Below are 18,798 nucleotides of genomic sequence, written 5' to 3' on the forward strand. Positions count from 1 at the left end.
CGGCGGTACGCCAGGAGACCCAGGCAGTCGTGCACGTCGCACTGCTCGGTCGGGTAGGCAAAGGGGGACGATGCGGTACTCATAGGCATCCAATGAATAAGAGAGGAGCCCACCTACGCAAGCCGAGCTGGAAGCCGGAGGGCGGTTGCCCGGCGCCGGACACGTCCGGTGGTTCCTGAGCGGCACGATCCTCGGGAGCGTCCGTCGTGGCTCCGCAAGGTGTGGTCTGTGCTGGAGATTGCGCGCACCCAGCATCCTCCGCCACGATTGCAGGCGCGCCGAGCGATTCGGCTGCCAGCCCCGCCCGGGACCGCCCCGATGCCCTACTTCGTCGAAGACCACCTTCGCCACGCCCTCGACTACATGGCGGACGGCACACACCCGCTGCTGATCAGCTTTCTCGCCATGCTGCGGCTGCAGATCCCGGTCGGCGACGGCCCCCCTGGGCTGCCCTTCGGCGCGCCACAGGAGCATGATCTGCTCGGCCAGTACTTCAGGCCCCAAGGCGGCACGCCGGAGCGGCCATACTATCTGCCGTTTGGCCCACCAAGGGAGGGCGATCCCCGGTGGAAGCCGGCTAACTATGGCGGGACAAGTCTGCAGCGGATGCGGACTGGGCGACCTGACTTCTTCAAGAAGGAAACCGTAGCGGGCTCCCCGCGGAAGCTCTTCCGACTCGCCGAGAACTTCCGGGAAATCCTTGCACGTGACCACAGATCGATCGTGGGCGTCCGTCCGCTTTCGGTCCACAACTTGGCCGTCTGGTTCTACCGCACGGAAGAGTTTCCCGACCAGACCGCGGCGATCACGAGGTTCGCTGAGGAGTTCCGACTGAGCGACTACGGCCTCATCGGCTCCGTATTCACGACGGCCCCGGACCCGGGACTCAGCGTCATCGCGATGGGCGCCGCGCCGCTCACTGACCAGGCTATTCTCGACCTCATCGGCGGCCCCGCCCCAGCAGCTGCCCTCGGGGCCGCCCCTGCTGCGCCACTCCCGGATGCCGAAGAAGAGGAAGGTGAGGAGGCGGCGGGTACACCGCCGCCCGCCGAGGCCGCGCCGGTCGTCGCTGGGACGTGGGACATCTCGAAGACGGAAGTCCTGCGCGCCATCGACGGTCTCAAGGGCGTGGAGGAGGCTGCCCTGCGCGCCATGGCTGCACTGCGTGCAGGCATGCACGTCGTCTTCACTGGCCCCCCAGGTTGCGGCAAGACGCAGCTGGCGCAGCGGCTCTGCCGGGCGAGCGGCTTCGCTTGGTCGCTGAGCACGGCTACGGACGCCTGGACAACGTTCGAGGCGATCGGCGGCTACTTCCCGCTTCCTACCGCCACGGGCGGGGAGCGCTTGGACTTCATGCCCGGCGCCATCGTCGCCGCGATGCAGGCCCAGCGCATCCTGATCCTCGACGAGATCAACCGGGCCGACATCGATAAGGCGTTCGGCGAGCTGTTCACGCTCCTCTCGGGAAACGACGTGGACCTACCCTTCCGGCAGAACGGTAGCGCCGAGGAGGGGGCGTCTGGGCGCCGCATCCGGCTCGTGGTCCGCGACGCGGCGGCCGAACCGGGGGTGGAGCAGATCCGGATGCCGTCCTGGTGGCGGCTGATCGGCGCCATGAACGACGCCGACAAGGCCAGCCTCAAGCGCCTCTCGTTCGCCTTCGTCCGCCGCTTTGCCTTTGTCCCCCTCGACCTTCCGCCGTGGGGCGAGTACGCAGCGCTTCTTACCGCGGCCGCAGGCGAGGGCGGCGGCGGCCTTGGCGCGACCCACCCCCGGTTCGTCCAGGCCGTGCAGTCGCTCTTCGCTACGAAGGACGGTTTGGCCTCGATCGGCATGCCGATGGGCTTCGCGATCCCGCAGGCCATGATGCGACAGGCCAGGAGCGAGGTCGCCCTCGATGCCGAGCGCAGTGAGGCCGCGCTCCTGGCCTCGACGTTGGAGCTCTACGTTGCACCGCAGTTCCAGGGTCGCGCCGACAGGCACGCCGAGCTGCTGGACCTGCTCAAGAAGATCGAGTGGTTTGGTGACGGCCCCCGCAGGGAATTCGGCCGCCGCTTGGCGGTGTGGACCGGTTATGTGGAATGACACTGCGGCGGCGATGGCGCGACTTCATATGTGACCCAGGCCGCGCCGGACGGCACCTGGGCGGCCTGGGCCGAGCGTCGGCAGCGGCGTCTGGCCCGCCCATTGAACCAGAGGTCCTCGCGCGCTTCGTGGAGAAGCTCGGGCGCGGTCCAGATGCCGTCGAGCTACTCGCAGACGCGATCGATCTGGCGCACCCGGGCTACGAGGAGTTCTGCCGTAGGCACCTCGTAGGCCTCCTCGATTCCCTGGCCAACGAGACAGCGGTCCGGCAAGAGGTGATAGGCCCGGCCCTCCGCGGCGCCCCCCGTTGGGACCTGACGGCGGTCGGGAGGCGCTCGGGCCGGCTTCGCCCTGACCAGTTCGTTGCTTGCCTCCCCGCCCGCAGCTTCGCCTTGGCAGAGAACATGGTGGTGCGCTGGCTCGTCGGCTCCCTGTCGCGCGGCGTCGCGTCGCTCGAGCGGCGCCTCGGCTCGTCTGGCATAGCCGCGCGCCACGAGGTGATCCGGAGGGCGTGCGCCGATGCGCTCGGGCACGAATGGTTTCGCGCTGTGCCTGAAGTGGCTGTCCCCTCGGCCTCGATGCTGCTCGCAGCTGCCCGTCAGCGGCTGCCCGCCTACCGGGCGGCGGCAACACTGGCAGCGCGCCGGGCGGCGCGCGAGAGCGGCGGGCGGGCGGCGAGGCACCTCCGGACGCTCGATCTGCTGGCCGCGGAATGGCTAGAGCCCGTCAGCGACGACGAGATTTTCGAGCTTTACACGCTCACGCTGGTGCTCGACGTGTTGGAGCACGAGCTTGGCCTCGGCGCGCCTGTCGAATTCGGGCTGGCAGTTAGTGGACGGGACCACGTCGCCCGGTTCCGTGCACCGTCCGACGAGGAGGTGCTGGTGTTCTTCGACCAGTCGCCGGCATCTGTGCTTGGCGTCCCGTCGCGCTACCTCGGCCTCCTCGACGCGCACGAGGGCGTCAGCGGCAGCCCCCGGCGGCCGGACGTCACCGTCGTCCGGGTCGGGCGTGCCCATCGGGTCGCCATCCTGGTCGAGGCCAAGCAATCCGCGGACGCCGGCTACATGAGCGACAGCGTGTATAAGACTATGGGCTACGTGCACGACTTCCATGCCCTCTGGGACGAGGCACCGGGGAACCCGAAGGTCGTTGTGCTCTTCCCCGAGCGGGTGTCCCCCCGCCCCGCGGCCGACCTCCGGGTCCTTGAGGTGGCGCTCGTGCACTCGTTCGACCGGCCGGTCCTCGCCCGAGCAATCGCCACCCGCCTAGGGCTCGAGATCACGTAGCTGGCAGATACGTCGGCAAGAAATGACCACTGTTGACCGCTGTTGAACTCACCTGGCACCCTGACCTGGAGCCGCGTCGTTGCGGCCCGAGTCGGAGGAAGTTCCTGTTGCTTCAGACCCTGCACACCCCGAAGGAGCTGGCCGCCTCCCTTAAGTTGTCGTTGTCCACCATCCGCCGCGCGATCCGGTCGGGCGATCTAGCTTGCGTAAGGGCCGGAAAAGGCCGGCAGATCCGGATCAGCCAAGCCGCGGTCGAGGAATGGCTGGCGGGTAGGTCCTCGGCTCCAAGCTCGGCGGACCCGAGCGACAAACGGCGCTTACACCAGCCCAGCGCGGTGCTTGCTCCGGTAGCAGGCGTCCGGAAGACTCGAGAGGGGGACGTCGGCAGAGGTGTGTGCTATTCGCTTCTGACTGCCGACGTGGTGGCCGGACTCCGATCCTTGGCGGCCCGATCGGTCAACACGATCTGCACCTCGCCCCCCTATTTCTGGCAGCGCGACTACGGCGTGGACGGCCAGATCGGCCACGAGGAGACGATCGAAGGCTACGTGTCGAGCCTGGTGACGGCATTCTCGGAAGCCAAGCGGGTCCTGACCGATGATGGGCTGCTGTTCCTGAACCTCGGCGACGTCTTCTACAACGCGAAGGGACAGCCCCACGGGCGCGACCGAAAGCATGCGGCGCGGCAGCTGGCCAGGCGGAAGCTTCGGGCCGTGGATGGGCCTGGCCTTGGGCTTCCTAGGAAGTCCCTGATCGGGCTGCCCTGGCGGGTTGCCCTCGGCCTGCAGGCAAAGGGGTGGATTCTCCGCAGTGCGGTCATCTGGCACAGGCCGAACTCCTTGGGCGAGCCGACAAGCCACGATCGGCCGTGGCGGACCTACGAGTTCGTGTTCATCCTGGCCAAACAGCCAAGATACTGGTTCGATCGATCTGCGCTCGGTGCCGAGGAGGACATCTGGACGATCAAAGCGCGGCCAGACAACCCCTACGCGCATTGCGCGCCGTTCCCAGCTGAGCTGGTGGAACGCTGTCTGGCCTGTGGTTGCCCGCCCGGCGGTACGGTCCTCGATCCGTTTGTCGGCTCGGGCACGACGATGCTGGTCGCCCTCAAGTCCGGACGGTCGGCGGTCGGCATCGACATCAATGACGACTACTGCGCTCTTGCCGCACGCAGGATTCGCGAGGAGGTCGCCCCGAGGCTCATCGTCGACGATGCCGCGGCAGAGGCCGCCTGAGCGGAGCTTGAGCCTCCGGCGCCGGGCAATCGGAGTCAGAAGGCAGTTCCGTTCGCATTCAGCTCGGACCGGGTGAGCGGTGTCCCCGCCAACCCGCACCGGTGGTAAGCGTGCATTGACGGCTACGGCATCGGTGGCGCGGCGGAGGTCAGGCCGCGTTGGGCCGCAGGATCCAGGGCGCGAGTTCGCCGATGCGGTTGATTGGGTGATCGGCGATGCGGTCGAGAAGGATGCGCAGATACGCCTGCGGATCCCAGCCATTCATCTCCGCGGTGCCGACCAGGGTGTAGATGATCGCGGCCCGCCTGCCGCCGTCGAGCGATCCGGCGAACAGGTAGTTCTTCCGGCCCAGCGCGAGCGGACGCATCTGCCGCTCGGCGGCGTTGTTGTGCAGGCAGGCGCGGCCGTCGCGCAGCACCGTGGTCAACGCGGTCCACTGCGCCAGCGTGTAGCGGATCGCCTTGGCCAGGTCCGATTTGCCGGAGATGCGGCGCAGCGTCGCTTCCAGCCAGGCGTGCAGCTCGGCCATCAGCGGCGCCGCGCGCGCCTGGCGGGTGGCGAGGCGCGCCTCGGGCGGCTGGCCGTGGATCTCCGCCTCGATGGCGAACAGCGGCCGCATGCGCTCGATCGCCTCGCGCGCGACCGGGCTGCCATTCGCCAGCAGCTCGTCGTGGAAGTGGCGCCGCGCATGCGTCCAGCACGCCGCCTCGACCACCCGGCCGCTCTCGTACAGCACGTTGAACCCGGAATAGGCGTCCGCCTGGAGGATGCCGCGGAACGCGTGCAGGCGGCGTTGCGGATGCTCGCCCTTCCGGTCCGGCGTGAACTCGTAGAACACCGCCGGCGGGTCACGCCCGCCGAAGGGTCGGTCGTCACGCAGATAGGCCCAGAACCGTGCCGCCTGCGTCCGGCCGCGGCCGGGCGCGAGCATCGGCATCGGCGTGTCGTCGGCATGCACGCGCGGCCCGGCCAGGGCATGGCGACCGATGAACGCCGCCATCGGCTCCGCCAGCTCGGCCGATCTGCCGACCCAACCCGCCAGCAGCCCGCGCGGCAGATCGAGGCCGTCGCGGGCGTAGATCTCCGCCTGGCGGTAGAGCGGGAGGTGGTCGCAATATTTCGAGACCAATACGTGCGCCAGCAGACCCGGGCCCGGCCGGCCGCGCTCGATCGGTAGTGAGGGCATTGCCGCCTGCGTCATCGCCTCGCAGGTCCGGCAGGAGAAGGCGGGCCGAACATGGCGCACCACCTCGAACCGGCCGGGGCGGTACTCCAGGATCTCGGTCACGTCCTCGCCCACCTTGCGCAGCGCGCCGCCGCAGGAGCGGCAGGCGCAGCCCTCGACGGGCAGGTGTTCGACGTCGCGCCGCGGCAGGCTGTCCGGCAGCGGCTTGCGGCCGCGTCGCCGCGCCTTCTCCTCCGGCGCCTTGGCGCTGGCCGCCTCGTCCTCGGCGTCGTCCGCGCCACCCGACGCGGCGATCTCGGCCAGCACCTCGTCGAGCCGTAGCTCCAACTGCTCGACCTCGCCCGCCAGGCGCTCCGATGACCGACCAAACCGCTCGTGCCGGAGGCGCGCGATCTGAACCCGCAGCCGCTCCGCCTCCAGCGTCTTCGCCTGCAGACCGAGTTCCGCGATGCGGCGGGCCGTACGCTCCTCGGCCAACTCCCCGCGCAGCGCCGCGATCATCGCCACCAGCGCGGCGGGATCCTCGGGCAGGGCGCTCTCGGCATGCGGCGTCATGGCGGAATCGTCCCAGACGCCGCCGCGTCGCGGCAAGAGGCTACACCGCGATCTCGGGCCTCCAACTCGGCATCGGCGTGCGCCAGTCCAGACCCTCCAGCAGCATCGCCAGCTGCGCCACCGTCAGCGTCACCACACCCTCGCGCGCGATCGTCGGCCAGATGAACCGGCCCTTCTCCAGACGCTTCGCCAGCAGCACCAGGCCCTGGCCGTCCCACCACAACGCCTTCAGCAGATCGCCACGCTTGCCACGGAACAGGAACAAATGGCCCGAGAACGGATCCGCCCCCAGCACCGTCTGCACCTGTGCGGCCAGACCGTCGAAGCCCTTGCGCATGTCCGTCGCGCCAAGCGCGAGATGCACACGCACACCAGCGTGCAGCGCCAGCATCAGCCGTCCAGCGCCGCCGCCAGACGCCCCAGCACCTCCGGCCCGATCGCCTCAGCTACCCGCAGCACCCGGCCGTTCCGCAGCACCACCTCGACCGTCGCCGCCGACTTGCCCGGCCGCCCGCCAGGCCCGCGTGATGGCGGTGACGGCCGCGACGCCTCCCTCGGCGATGCGGCCGCCACGACGCGAACCGGCACCAGCGCCGGCGCCCCCTCGGCGCGCACCACCCCCGGCATCGTCCCCTCGCGCACCTGGCGCCGCCACGCGAACAACAGGCTCTGGCTCATCCCATGCCGGTCCGCCACCGACGCCACCGAGGCACCCGGCCGCAACACCTCCTCCAACAGCGCCAGCTTCTGCTCCAGCGTCCAGCGACGACGGCGCGCCACAACGCTGATCACCTCGCTCACACGACCGTCCGCCACCGTCCTTACCCCTAGGCTTAAGGGCGATAACGGACTTCCGCTCCACCCCGCAGCCAGGCACGTCAACCGATCAGCGCTGCACGCCGCAAGGCAGTCGAGGGAAGACGTTTACGCTGGCGATCGCACTGCCCGTCCGGGGCGAGATCGCCTTGACGCTTTGTGCGCCGTGACGCCGCCGCGGTGCCGCGGGAGCCCACCTCTCATACCGATTCCTGCTGGCTCTGACTCACGAGGGGGGATTCCCCGACGCGGGCCGGATCTGATTCAAGCTGGCGAGCAACGGAGTCTCGCCATGGGTCAGCCGCTTCCCCTTCGTCCCGACTACGATGCGCCGGATCTGCGCGCCCTGGCACGGCGCTCGAAGGACGCGGCGCAGTCGCGCCGACTGCTGGCGCTGGCGGCGATCTACGACGGTGCGTCGCGGACGGATCCCGCACCATCCGCACCGCGCGCTCGCGGACCTCAGGCGAGAACTTGTTCGTCGTCTTGCTCATGCAGGCTCCAGCCTCTCAGGAGTTGGAGCCTCCGGCAAACCCGGGGCGGTTCAATGCGGCGGCTTGGGGGTGATCCCTACGGGTTCGCGTGCGAGGTCTATTGGAGGGGCGATCGAAATGCGAACTTCCGTACCGCCATCAAAACATATTGCCCAGTCAAATCAATGTGTTAACCTTGTAGACTAAATCGGCCAAGTCCCAAGGTTCGGAGAGAACCCGCCCTCCGGAGAGCGAAAACGGCGCTCGTTCCGCCTGCGCAGTATCAAGCCCCCCGCGCAAAGGCGCAGGAAACCTGCGCCTTTCGGCGCCGGTCACCGGCCGGGAGAAGGGTTGGATACACGGCGACTGGAGCGGGCGAAGGGATTCGAACCCTCGACCCCAACCTTGGCAAGGTTGTGCTCTACCCCTGAGCTACGCCCGCCCGGTCGCAAGACGCTACCCGCGACGTTGCGGCGCACTATACGGAGCGGAGCCGGCTTTGCAAGCCACGCCGTGACACGGCGTGCACGCATCGGCACACCCTACTCCGGCTCAAGCCCCATGGCGCGCAGGCGCGCCCGTTCCTCGTCCCAGCGCTCGCGCACCAGCACATGCAGGAACAGGTGTACGCGGCGATCGAGCTCGCGCTCGAGTTCGGCCCGCGCGGCCGCGCCGATCGCCTTCAGCCGCGCGCCCCCCTTGCCGATCACGATCGCCTTCTGCCCCTCGCGCGCCACCACCACGGCCGCGCGGATGGTGACCGAACCGTCGGGCCGCTCCTCCCAGGTCTCGGTCTCGACCGTGGTGCCGTAGGGCACCTCCTCGTGGGTCTGGCGGTAGATCTGCTCGCGCACGATCTCGGAAGCCAGCAGCCGGTCGGGCTGGTCCGAGAGCTCGTCCTCGGGGAACAGGAACGGCCCCTCGGGCACGGCCTCGGTGAGCCGGTCGAGCAGACGCTCGACCCCGTCGCCCGTCTCGGCCGAGATCATGAAGGTCTCGGCGAAGGGCGCCAGCGCGTTGAGGTCGCGCGCCAGCGGCAGCAGCGCCGGCGGGGCAACGAGATCGACCTTGTTCAGCGCGAGCCAGAGCGGCCGACCGGCCTCGCGCAGCCGCTCGACGATCATGCGAACCGCGTCCGTCAGCCCGGCCTTCGCGTCCACCAGCAGGAGCGCGATGTCGGCGTCCGCGGCCCCCGACCAGGCGGCTCGCACCATCGCCCGGTCGAGCATCCGGCGCGGCGCGAAGATGCCGGGCGTATCGACCAGCACGATCTGGCTCGTCCCGCGCAGGACGATGCCGCGGATGCGGAAGCGCGTGGTCTGCGCCTTGGGCGACACGGCGGCCAGCTTGGCACCGACCAGCCGGTTGAGCAGCGTCGACTTGCCCGCATTGGGCGCGCCGAGGATGGCGACGAAGCCCGCACGCGTCGCCGTCATCGGCGCGTCTCCAGCCGCGCGAGCAGGGCTGCGGCGGCGGCCTTCTCGGCTTCGCGCTTGGTCACGCCGGTGCCGTCCGCGCTCGTCTCGCCGACCGTCACCGCGACCGTGAAGCGCGGCCGGTGCGACGGCCCCTCGGAGGACAGCGTGCGATATTCCGGCAAGGCCAGTCCCCGCGCCTGCGCCCATTCCTGCAGCGCGGTCTTGGGGTCCCGCGGCGCGACCGCGACGCTCTCGACCTCCTCCGCCCAGTGGGCGCGGATGAAGTCGCGCGCCGCCTCGAGCCCGCCGTCGAGATAGAGCGCGCCGATCACCGCCTCGCAGGCGTCGGCGAGCACGGTGGCGCGGCGCTTCACCCCCGTCGCAGCCTCGGAGGGCGGCACGATCAGTGCCTCGCCGAGGCCGATCCGGCCGGCGATCGCAGCGAGCGTCTCCTGGTTCACCAGATGGGCCAGCCTTCGGCCAAGCCCCCCTTCCCGCTCCTGCGGGAAACGTTCGACCAGCCATTCGGCGATCACCAGGCCGAGCACCCGGTCGCCCACGAACTCCAGCCGTTCGTTGCTGGCCAGTCCCCGGTCGCGCCCCTGGGTCAGGCTGCGATGGGTCAATGCCTGGCGCAGCAGGCCCGGATCCGCGAAACGGTGCGCGAGACGGTCGACGAACGCCGCACTCACCTGATCACGTCGAGGAAACGGCCGAAGCGCCAGTTCCAGACCTGCCAGAACGGGCCCTCGTGGCTGAAGAAGATGATCTCGGCCCGGCCGATCAGGTTCTCGATCGGCACATAGCCGACGCCGGCCGGGCCAAAGTCGCGGCTGTCGGAGGAGTTGTCGCGGTTGTCGCCCATCGCGAAGACGTGGCCGGCAGGGACCCGATACTCCTCGGTGTTGTCGAAGCGCTCCTGGTCCGAGAACTCGCAGATGAAGTGCGTCCGCCCGTTCGGCAGGGTCTCGCGGTAGCGCCGGCTGCGGATGCGCACGCCCGTGCCGTCCTGTTCGCACAGGCCGGCCGCCTCGCGCCGCACCGGCGTGCCGTTGATGTAGAGCAGGCCGCCGATCACCTGGATCCGGTCCCCGGGCAAGCCGATGATGCGCTTGATGTAGTCCGTGCTGTCGTCGCGCGGCCAGCGGAACACCGCGACGTCGCCGCGCTCGGGCATAGCGCCGAGCAGACGTCCTTCCCACAGCCGCGGCGAGAACGGCATCGAGAAGCGCGAGTATCCGTAGGAGTACTTGGAGACGAACAGGTAGTCGCCCACCAGCAGCGTCGGCACCATCGATGCCGAGGGGATGTTGAACGGCTCGAAGGCGACGGTGCGGATGCCGATCGCGATCAGGCCGGCATAGACGACGGTCTTGACCGTCTCGAGCCAGCCGCCCGATTTGCGCTTCGCCATGGAGTTCCCGGGGGCCTGCGACGAGGGGGCGCCCGTGGTCCCAGGCGCTGCGGTCGCGCCGGATTGCCCGGCGGTGGAGGGCTTGTCAAGCAAGGGGACGGCTCACGCCGACGGCACCGCGCTGATCACGACGATCGCCTGGGCGTAGGGGGGCTCGTCGGTCATGGTCAGGTCGATGCGCGCGGCCATGCCGGGGGGCGTGATGGCGGCGAGGCGGCGGGCCGCGCCATTCGAGAGGCGCATCGTCGGCTGGCCCGAGGGCAGGTTCACCACCTCCATGTCGCGCCAGTAGACCCCCTGGCGCAGCCCGGTGCCGAGCGCCTTGGCGCAGGCCTCCTTGGCGGCGAAGCGCCGCGCATAGGTCGCGGCGCGGGCGGCACGCCGGTCGGCCTTCGCCTGCTCGCCCGGCGTGAAGACGCGGGCGGTGAAGCGGGCACCGTAGCGGGCGAGTGTCGCCTCGATCCGGCGGATGTCGCAGATGTCGCTGCCGAGACCGATGATCATCGGAGCGTGGAGGTAGCACGCCGGCGTGGCCACGACGAGGGTTCGTGCGGCTCGACGGCGGGCCGGCGTTGACCGCCAGCGCCCCTGCGCCCAGGCTGCCGCCCCGTCCCGACCAGCATGGCAGGACCAGCATGAGCGACTTCGTCCTCAGCCACACGCACGGCGCGATCGGCGTGATCACGCTGAACCGGCCCGAAGTGCTGAACGCCTGGCACCGGCCGATGCGCGACAGGCTGGTCGCCGCCCTGGAGACGATGGAGCGCAACGCGGCGATCCGCGCGATCGTGCTGACCGGCGCCGGCGAGCGCGCTTTCAGCGCGGGCCAGGACCTGAACGAGAGCAAGACCTTCGATCCCGACGGCGCGGAGGCCTGGATCCGCGAGTGGGAGCGGCTCTACGGCCTGCTGCGGTCGCTCACCAAGCCGCTGGTGATCGCGCTGAACGGGCTCGCCGCCGGCTCGGCCTTCCAGGTCGCCCTGCTCGGCGACCTGCGCGTCGGCCACCCCGGCGTCACCATGGGCCAGCCCGAGATCACCTCCGGCTTCGCGAGCATCACCGGCCCCTGGATCATGCGCGAGATCCTCGGGCTGGCGCGCACCACCGACCTCGCGCTCACCGGCCGGATGATGGATGCGGCGGAGGCGCACGCGATCGGCCTGATCAGCCGACTGGTTCCCCGCGAGGCGGTGATGGACACGGCCCTCGCGCTCGCCGAGGAACTGGCCGGCAAGCCCCCCACTGCCCTCCGGCTGACCAAGGCGTGGCTGCGCGAGATGACCGAGCCGGGCTTCCGCCAGGCGATCGAGGCCGCGATCCGCTTCCACCGCGAGGCCTACGCCACCGACGAGCCGTCGACGACGATGCAGCGCTTCCTCGACGCGCGCGCGCACCGGCGCGCCACGCCCGATTGCTGACGCCGTGATCCCCGACACCGAGGACGGCTTCCTGCCGCGGTTCCGCGCCGCCGCCGCGGCCGAGCCGGAGCGCGTGTTCGCGCGCATCGACGGCGCCGTGACGTTCGGTGCGCTGAGGCGCATGGCGGACGGTGTCGCGCACGGCCTTGCGCGGCGCGGCGTGATTCCTGGCAGCCGGGTGGCGGCGATGCTGCGCAACGGGCGGCTGTCGCTCGCGCTCATGCACGCGCTCGCCGCGCTCGGCGCGGTCTGGGTGCCGCTGAACGTGCAGGCGCGCGGGGCAAGCCTGCGCCACGTGCTCGACCACGCCGAGCCCTGCCTCGTGCTGGCCGAGACCGATCGTCTGCCCGTGATCGCGGAGACCGGCGCCGCACTTGCGGGCGCCCAGGTGCTCGACGCGGCCGCGCCGGAGGTGCGCGCCTGGCTCGCCGCGACGGATCATTTCGAGTCCGCCGCGCCGCCGGCCGACGCGCCGTTCGGCATTCTCTACACCTCGGGCACGACCGGCCGCCCGAAGGGCGTGATCGTCACGCACCGGATGCTGCGGCTCGCCGGCGAGGCGGTGGCGATCGTCTCGGATGTCACCGACGGCGACGTGATGCTGGTGTGGGAACCGCTCTATCACATCGGCGGCGCGCAGCTGATCGTCGTCCCGCTGCTCCGTCGCGTGGAGCTCGCCTTCGTGCCGCGCTTCAGCGCGAGCCGGTTCTGGCATGACGCGGCGGCTGCGGGGGCGACCCATATCCACTATCTCGGCGGCATCCTGCAGATGCTGATGGCGCAGCCGCCCGGCCCGCACGAGCGCGCGCACCGCGTGCGCGTCGCCTGGGGTGCGGGCTGCCCGGCCGATGCCTGGCGCGCGATCGAGGCGCGCTTCGGCCTCTCGTTGCGCGAGTGCTACGGCATGACCGAGGCCTCCAGCATCACCACCTGGAACGCCGACGGCACGCCGGGCGCGATCGGCAAGCCGGTGCCCTGGTTCACGGTGACGCTCCATGATGCCGAGGGGCGGGTCGCCCGGCGGGGCGAGATCGTCGTGCGCACGCGCCTGCCGGGCGCCCTCTTCCCCGGCTACTTCCGCGATCCCGACGTCACCGCCGCCGCCCTGCGCGACGGCGCGCTGCACACGGGCGATCTCGGCACCTGGGATGAGGCCGGCAATCTCGTCTATGCTGGCCGTCTCTCCGACAGCGTGCGCTGCCGCGGCGAGAACGTCTCGGCCTGGGAGGTCGAGCAGGTCGCCGCCGCGCACCCGGCGGTCGCGGCCTGCGCCATGATCGGCGTCGCGGCCGAGATCGGCGAGCAGGAGATCAAGCTGTTCGTGCAGCGCCGTCCGGGCGCCTCACTGACGGCGCCGGAGCTCGCGCGCTGGCTGGCCGAACGGCTCGCGCCCTACCAGACCCCGCGCTACATCGCCTTCGTCGAGGCCTTCCCGCGCACGCCGAGCGAGCGGATCGCCAAGCACGCGCTCTCGCCCCGCCTCGACGACTGCTGGGACCGGCTCGCCGCTCCGCCGCGGTCCCGCGCCGCCCCCTGACCGGCGTCAGCCGAGCGGCACCAGCCGGATGCGCCGCCCCTCGGCCGCCAGCGCCACCCGTCCGCCCTTCAGCGCCAGCGCATCCTCGCCGAACACGCGTCGCCGCCAGCCATGCAGCGCAGGGATGTCCGGTTCGTCCTCGCTCGCCAGCCGCTCGATGTCGTCGGCGGAAGCGACGAGCCTCTGCGCCACGTGGTGCTCGTCGCACTTCGCCGCCAGCAGCACCTTCAGCAGCGCGACCAGCGCTGGGCTCGGCCGCATGCCGTTGCGCTCGGGCGCGGGCGGCAGCGCATCGTCGGGCAGCGCCTTCGCCTCGGCGATCGCGGCGAGCAGCGCGGCCCCCGCCTTGCCCTCGGCGAGGCTGCGCGGGAAGCCGCGCGCCCGCGCCAGCCCCGCCGCATCGGCCGGCGCCTGGGCGGCGATCTCGAGCAGCGTCTCGTCCTTCACCAGGCGCTGGCGCGGGATGTTGATGCGCTGCGCCTCGCGCTCGCGCCAGGCCGCGACCGCACGCAGCACGGCGAGGAAGCGGCGGTTGCCGCTGCGGCTGCGCAGCCGGAGCCAGGCGTCCTCGGGCGCGGTGCGGTAGGTCGCCGGGTCGGCGAGCGCGGCCATCTCCTCCGCCACCCAGTCAAGCCGCCCCTCGCGCTCGAGCCGTGCCCGGAGCTTGGTGTAGACCCGGCGCAGATGGGTCACGTCGGCCGCCGCATAGGCGATCTGCTGGGCCGTGAGCGGACGGGCCGACCAGTCGCTGAAGCGGAACGCCTTGTCGATCACCGCCCCGGTCAGCGCGCCGACCAGCGCGTCGTAGCCCACTTGGTCGCCGAACCCCGCCACCATCGCCGCGACCTGGGTGTCGAACAGCGGCGCGGGCACGCGCCCCGTGCGCAGCACGAAGATCTCGATGTCCTGGCGCGCGGCGTGGAACACCTTGGTGACGGCCGGATTGTCGAACAGCGCGTAGAGCGGCGCGAGGTCCAGCCCCTCGGCCTGGGCGTCGATCACCGCCACGTCCTCGGGCCCTGCGATCTGGATCACGCAGAGTTCGGGCCAGTAGGTGCGCTCGCGCATGAACTCGGTGTCGACGGTGACGAAATCGGCCGCGGCGAGCCGATCGCAGAGCGAGGCGAGCGCCTCGGTGGTCTCGATCAGGACCGGCGGGGGGAGGGCCACCTTGGCAGGACGATTCATGGGGCTGCGCTTCTACACGGCGTTCCGGCCCGGACCAAGCCGCGCGGCTTGACTTCCCGCCCGCCGGCCGGTTCCTTCCGGGCCTTCGCACCTGGCCGGACCGGTTCTCGCCCCATGCATCCCTACCGCACCCATACCTGCGGCGCGCTGCGCGCCGAACACGCCGGCCTGACGGTCCGCCTCTCCGGCTGGGTGCACCGCAAACGCGACCATGGGGGCCTCCTGTTCATCGATCTGCGCGACCACTACGGCGTGACGCAGGTGGTGATCGACGCGGGCTCGCCGCTGATGGCGGAGGCCGAGCGCATCCGCCCCGAGAGCGTGATCACCGTCACCGGCGAGGTCGTCCGGCGCAGCCCGGACACGGTGAACCAGAAGCTGCCCACGGGCGAGATCGAGCTGCGCGCCGCGACGCTGGCCGTGCAGTCGGCCGCCGAGGTGCTGCCGATCCAGGTCGCGGGCGACGCCGAGTTCCCCGAGGAGCTCCGGCTCAAGTACCGCTTCCTCGATCTCCGCCGCGAGCGGGTGCACCGCAACATCGTGCTGCGCAGCCGGGTGATCGCCTCGATCCGGCGTCGGATGATCGAGGCCGGCTTCATCGAGTTCCAGACGCCGATCCTGACCGCCTCCTCGCCCGAGGGGGCGCGTGACTTCCTCGTCCCCTCGCGGCTGCATCCCGGCAAGTTCTACGCGCTGCCGCAGGCGCCGCAGCAGTTCAAGCAGCTCTGCATGGTGGCCGGCTTCGACCGCTACTTCCAGATCGCGCCCTGCTTCCGCGACGAGGCCAGCCGTGCGGACCGCTCCCCAGGCGAGTTCTACCAGCTCGACTTCGAGATGAGCTTCGTCACGCAGGAGGACGTGTTCGAGACGATCGAGCCGGTGCTGGCCGGCGTGTTCGAGGAGTTCGCGGAGGGGCGCAAGGTCACGCCGCCGCCCTTCCCGCGCATCCCCTACGACGAGGCCATGCTCGCCTACGGCACCGACAAGCCGGACCTGCGCAATCCGCTGCGCATCCAGGACGTGACGGCAGCGTTCCGGGGGGGCGGGTTCGGGCTGTTCGCACGCGCGATCGAGGCCGGCGCCGTGGTGCGCGCGGTCCCCGCCCCCGGTGCGGCCGGCCGTCCGCGCAGCTTCTTCGACAAGCTGAACGAGTGGGCCAGGAGCGAAGGCGCGGGCGGCCTCGGCTACATCGTCTTCGAGGGCGGCGAGGCGAAGGGGCCGATCGCGCGCAACCTGGAGCCCGCACGCTGTGCTGCGATCAAGGCCGCGTTCGATCTCACCGACGGCGATGCGGTATTCTTCACCTGCGACATGCCGAGGGCGGCCGCCGTCTTCGCCGGCAAGGTGCGCACGCGCATCGCCACCGAGCTCGACCTGATCGAAAAGGACGCGTTCCGCTTCTGCTGGATCACCGACTTCCCGATGTACGAACGCAACGAGGAGACCGGCGCGATCGAGTTCAGCCACAACCCGTTCTCGATGCCGCAGGGCGGGCTCGAAGCGCTGAACACGATGGACCCGCTCGCCATCAAGGCGTTCCAGTACGACATCGTCTGCAACGGGGTGGAGCTCTCCTCGGGCGCGATCCGCAACCACCGCCCCGACATCATGATCCGCGCCTTCGAGATCGCAGGCTATGGCCGCGAGGAGGTGGAAGCGCGGTTCGGCGGCATGCTCAACGCGTTCCGCTACGGCGCGCCGCCGCACGGAGGCTCGGCACCGGGGATCGACCGGATCGTGATGCTGCTGGCCGATGAGCCCAACATCCGCGAGGTGATCCTTTTCCCGATGAACCAGCAGGCCGAGGACCTGATGATGGGAGCGCCTGCACCGGTGCCGCCCGAGCGGCTGAAGGAGCTCTACATCCGCCTCGATCTGCCGCCGCCACGCAAGGGCTGAGCCGTCCGGCGGCGGGCCAGAGCGATCAGCCCGGCACGGCGGTGTCGCCGCTATGGCGTGCGAGCAGCGCGGCCGCTTCCTCGCCGCTGGCATACGAGGCGATGCCGACCGAGACCGCGATCGGCACCGAGGCGTCCTGCCACTTCAGGCGCCGGCTGCGCACCGCGGTGCTGATGCGCGCGGCGATCGCGAGCGCCTGGTCGGCCGGGATCCTGCCCAGCAGCACCGCGAAGCGCCCGCCCTCGATCCGGGCGACCGTGTCGATCGCCCGCACGGCGCTGCGGATCGCCTCCGCGGCCAGCCTCAGGGCGGCCTCGCCCGCCGCGGTGCCGTAACGCTCGACGATCGCGCCGAACATCTCGAGATCGCAGAGGATCAGGGCGCCGGGCACGCCTTCGGCGCCGAGCGCATCGAGCCGGCGTTCGAGCCGGCGCTGCAGCGTCCGCCGTGTGCAGAGCCCCGTGACCGGATCCCTCTCCACGGCCGGTGCCGGCATCAGCGCAAGACCAGGAGGTCGGCCCCCGTGCGGGCGATCGGCCCGGCCCGGCTCCATGCCGGATCGTGGCGCGCGCGCGGGGGGAGGAACGAGGGTGACGGCATCGACCGACATGGGGCACCTTCCCGAAACGTGTCCGACCTTCCCTCAGGACGCGCTGCAACACGCATTCGCGACCTTAGGTAGTAGAACCGACTCGGTCAATCTCTCGACCGGGCAAGGAAGAACAAGCAAGCTGCGTGCCGGTCATTGGACCCGAGAGGGCCGCCGCGGAGCCGGTGCCCGCCTCGCCGGCGGCGCACGCGCCATGCCCCACCCGGCAGGTTCTGCCGCGCGCACCGCTCGCCGCCCGGCAGGCTTGGACGCGCGACCCGGCATCCCCTAGTCTCGTCGCGACACGCCAAGGAACCCCGCCGATGCGCCCGCCTTCCGGACCTGCCGGCCTGATCGCCGCAGCCCTCATCCTCGCCGCCCTGCCGGCGCAGTCCGTCGAGCTCGCCTCGCACCGCGCCGCCTACCGCCTCTCGCTCGACACCTCGCGCCCGAACCAGGACGTCGAGAGCGCCTCGGGAGCCATGCTCTACGAGGTGGTCGACCGCTGTGGCGCCTGGACGGTGCAACAGCGCTTCACCCTCCAGGTGGTGGGACGCGGCGGCCAAGCCTACGAGATGTCGTCCGACTATGCGACCTGGGAGGCGGCCGACGGCACGCGGCTCAGGTTCCGTCTGCGCCAGGCGACCGACGGGACGGTCACCAAGACGATCGCCGGCGAGGCCCGGCTCGAGGCCGTCGGCGGGGCGGGGGTGGCACGGCTGACCGCGCCCGAGGACCGCGAACTCGGCTTGCCGCGCGGCACGCTGTTCCCGATGATCCATACGGTGCGGCTGATCGAGGCGGCCCGGCGCGGCGACCGGGTCCTTGCCGCACCGCTGTTCGACGGCACCTCCGACGACGGGCCGCAGGACACCAACACGGTGATCGCCTCGCCGATCCCGCCCGATCCGGCGATCGGCCATGCCGCGCTGCGCGACCTGCGCTCCTGGCGCGTGCGCATCGCCTTCTTCGAGCCCGGCGGCGGAAGCCAGCCCGACTACGAGGTTGGCATCCGCTACTTCGAGAACGGGGTGGCGGACGAGCTGAAGATGGATTTCGGCGAGTTCGCGGTCGCGGGCAAGCTCGCCGAGTTCGAGCGCCTGCCAGGCCAGTGCGACTGACCCGCGCTACCCCAGGCTGCGCCCGCGCCGCACCACGCCGGCGCCGAAACGCGCCCTGAGCGCATCGAGGGCGCGGTCCATCGCCACGCGGCGCGGCGCGTCCGGATCGGCGAGGTCGCCGCGATCGGCCGTCTCGCCCGGTACGAGCGGCTCGGCCCCGATGCCGATCAGGCGGAAGCGCGCACCGGTCGCCTCCTTGGCGAGCAGGGGACGGACGGCGGCGAACAGCGTCTCGGCCAGCTGGGTCGGCACGGCAAGCCGCGTGTGGCGCGTGCGCAGGACGAACGCGGCCGTCTTCAGCTTCAGCACCACCCCCGCGGCGGCGAGCCCCCTCGCCTTCAGCCGCGCCGAGAGCTTCTCGGCGAGCGGCCAGAGCGCCCGTTCGAGCTCGGCCAGGCCGGCGAGGTCGATCTCGAAGGTCGTTTCGGCCGAGAGCGAGCGCGCCGCACGCTCGGGCACCACGGCACGGCGGTCCTCGCCGCGGGCGAAGGCGGCAAGCTCCGGCCCGTGCTCGCCGAGCCGCGCCGCCGCCTCGGCCGGCGTCAGCGCGGCGAGCGCGCCGAGGGTCGCGAAGC

16 protein-coding genes, 1 tRNA gene and 2 pseudogenes are annotated in these 18,798 nt (G+C 71.0%); 8 read left to right on the forward strand and 11 right to left on the reverse strand.

What is annotated here, in order from left to right:
• The first annotated feature begins 318 nt into the window (after positions 1-318).
• The 3 genes from FK498_RS00915 (at position 319) to FK498_RS00925 (ending at position 4,609) form a co-directional block, all read left to right on the forward strand.
• Positions 319-2,085, forward strand: a complete 1,767-nt coding sequence (locus FK498_RS00915; protein ID WP_141850923.1) for an AAA family ATPase — start codon at positions 319-321, stop codon at positions 2,083-2,085.
• A gap of 404 nt (positions 2,086-2,489) precedes the next feature.
• On the forward strand, positions 2,490-3,374 hold the full coding sequence (locus FK498_RS00920) for a hypothetical protein (RefSeq protein ID WP_141850924.1): 885 nt from the start codon (positions 2,490-2,492) through the stop codon (positions 3,372-3,374).
• Between the two features lie 107 nt (positions 3,375-3,481).
• Entirely contained in the window at positions 3,482-4,609 is a 1,128-nt protein-coding gene (locus FK498_RS00925; RefSeq protein WP_141850925.1) for a DNA methyltransferase, read from the forward strand.
• 148 nt (positions 4,610-4,757) lie between these two features.
• Here FK498_RS00925 and tnpC read toward each other — a convergent pair whose 3' ends face one another.
• From tnpC to tnpA, 3 genes are read right to left on the reverse strand one after another with little or no spacing between them, the layout of a single operon-like run.
• Positions 4,758-6,350 carry an IS66 family transposase gene (gene tnpC / locus FK498_RS00930; RefSeq protein WP_141850926.1) on the reverse strand — a complete coding sequence of 531 codons (1,593 nt, stop codon included), beginning with the start codon at positions 6,348-6,350 and terminating at the stop codon, positions 4,758-4,760.
• Between the two features lie 40 nt (positions 6,351-6,390).
• A complete protein-coding gene (gene tnpB, locus FK498_RS00935) occupies positions 6,391-6,741 on the reverse strand; it encodes an IS66 family insertion sequence element accessory protein TnpB (protein ID WP_141850927.1) in 351 nt (116 codons plus the stop codon).
• Positions 6,741-7,151 carry an IS66-like element accessory protein TnpA gene (gene tnpA, locus FK498_RS00940; RefSeq protein ID WP_161988262.1) on the reverse strand — a complete coding sequence of 137 codons (411 nt, stop codon included), beginning with the start codon at positions 7,149-7,151 and terminating at the stop codon, positions 6,741-6,743. Before tnpA ends, tnpB begins: the two co-directional genes overlap by 1 nt.
• Positions 7,152-7,458: 307 nt before the next feature.
• Between tnpA and FK498_RS00945 the strand changes: the two are divergent.
• Positions 7,459-7,602 (forward strand): annotated as a pseudogene (locus FK498_RS00945) (IS630 family transposase); the annotation flags it as partial.
• 404 nt (positions 7,603-8,006) lie between these two features.
• Here FK498_RS00945 and FK498_RS00950 read toward each other — a convergent pair.
• The 5 genes from FK498_RS00950 to acpS all read right to left on the reverse strand — a co-directional run bounded on the left by FK498_RS00950 (position 8,007) and on the right by acpS (position 10,975).
• Positions 8,007-8,081, reverse strand: a tRNA-Gly gene (locus tag FK498_RS00950).
• A gap of 100 nt (positions 8,082-8,181) precedes the next feature.
• A complete protein-coding gene (era, locus tag FK498_RS00955; protein WP_141850929.1) occupies positions 8,182-9,075 on the reverse strand; it encodes a GTPase Era in 894 nt (297 codons plus the stop codon).
• Entirely contained in the window at positions 9,072-9,749 is a 678-nt protein-coding gene (gene rnc / locus FK498_RS00960) for a ribonuclease III (protein ID WP_141850930.1), read from the reverse strand. Before rnc ends, era begins: the two co-directional genes overlap by 4 nt.
• A complete protein-coding gene (gene lepB, locus FK498_RS00965; RefSeq protein ID WP_141850931.1) occupies positions 9,746-10,471 on the reverse strand; it encodes a signal peptidase I in 726 nt (241 codons plus the stop codon). Before lepB ends, rnc begins: the two co-directional genes overlap by 4 nt.
• 102 nt (positions 10,472-10,573) lie before the next feature.
• Complete coding sequence (gene acpS, locus FK498_RS00970) at positions 10,574-10,975, reverse strand: holo-ACP synthase (RefSeq protein ID WP_141850945.1); 402 nt, start codon at positions 10,973-10,975, stop codon at positions 10,574-10,576.
• A gap of 131 nt (positions 10,976-11,106) precedes the next feature.
• On the opposite strand from acpS, the gene FK498_RS00975 reads away from it, so the two are divergent.
• Both FK498_RS00975 and FK498_RS00980 read left to right on the forward strand, forming a co-directional pair.
• Positions 11,107-11,889 carry an enoyl-CoA hydratase/isomerase family protein gene (locus FK498_RS00975; RefSeq protein ID WP_141850932.1) on the forward strand — a complete coding sequence of 261 codons (783 nt, stop codon included), beginning with the start codon at positions 11,107-11,109 and terminating at the stop codon, positions 11,887-11,889.
• Between the two features lie 4 nt (positions 11,890-11,893).
• Positions 11,894-13,426, forward strand: coding sequence for an AMP-binding protein (locus FK498_RS00980; RefSeq protein WP_237560792.1), 1,533 nt, complete (start codon positions 11,894-11,896; stop codon positions 13,424-13,426).
• Between the two features lie 6 nt (positions 13,427-13,432).
• On the opposite strand, the gene rnd is transcribed toward FK498_RS00980, so the two are convergent.
• Entirely contained in the window at positions 13,433-14,614 is a 1,182-nt protein-coding gene (gene rnd, locus FK498_RS00985) for a ribonuclease D (RefSeq protein ID WP_141850933.1), read from the reverse strand.
• A gap of 114 nt (positions 14,615-14,728) precedes the next feature.
• Here rnd and aspS point away from each other — a divergent pair, with 114 nt between their 5' ends.
• The gene (gene aspS, locus FK498_RS00990) at positions 14,729-16,513 is read left to right on the forward strand and encodes an aspartate--tRNA ligase (RefSeq protein WP_141850934.1); all 1,785 of its coding nucleotides are present in this window, start codon (positions 14,729-14,731) and stop codon (positions 16,511-16,513) included.
• 25 nt (positions 16,514-16,538) lie between these two features.
• Here the strand turns inward: aspS and FK498_RS00995 are convergent, their stop codons facing one another.
• A complete protein-coding gene (locus tag FK498_RS00995; protein WP_161988263.1) occupies positions 16,539-16,994 on the reverse strand; it encodes a GGDEF domain-containing protein in 456 nt (151 codons plus the stop codon).
• A 431-nt stretch (positions 16,995-17,425) separates the two neighbouring features.
• Between FK498_RS00995 and FK498_RS01000 the strand changes: the two genes are divergently transcribed.
• The gene (locus FK498_RS01000) at positions 17,426-18,223 is read left to right on the forward strand and encodes a cell envelope integrity EipB family protein (protein ID WP_141850936.1); all 798 of its coding nucleotides are present in this window, start codon (positions 17,426-17,428) and stop codon (positions 18,221-18,223) included.
• Between the two features lie 6 nt (positions 18,224-18,229).
• On the opposite strand, the pseudogene FK498_RS01005 reads toward FK498_RS01000, so the two are convergent.
• A pseudogene (locus tag FK498_RS01005) lies at positions 18,230-18,798 on the reverse strand (DNA polymerase IV); the annotation flags it as partial.

It is taken from the genome of Elioraea sp. Yellowstone (genome assembly GCF_006704265.1).
In the GTDB taxonomy this organism is placed as follows: Bacteria; Pseudomonadota; Alphaproteobacteria; order Acetobacterales; family Acetobacteraceae; genus Elioraea.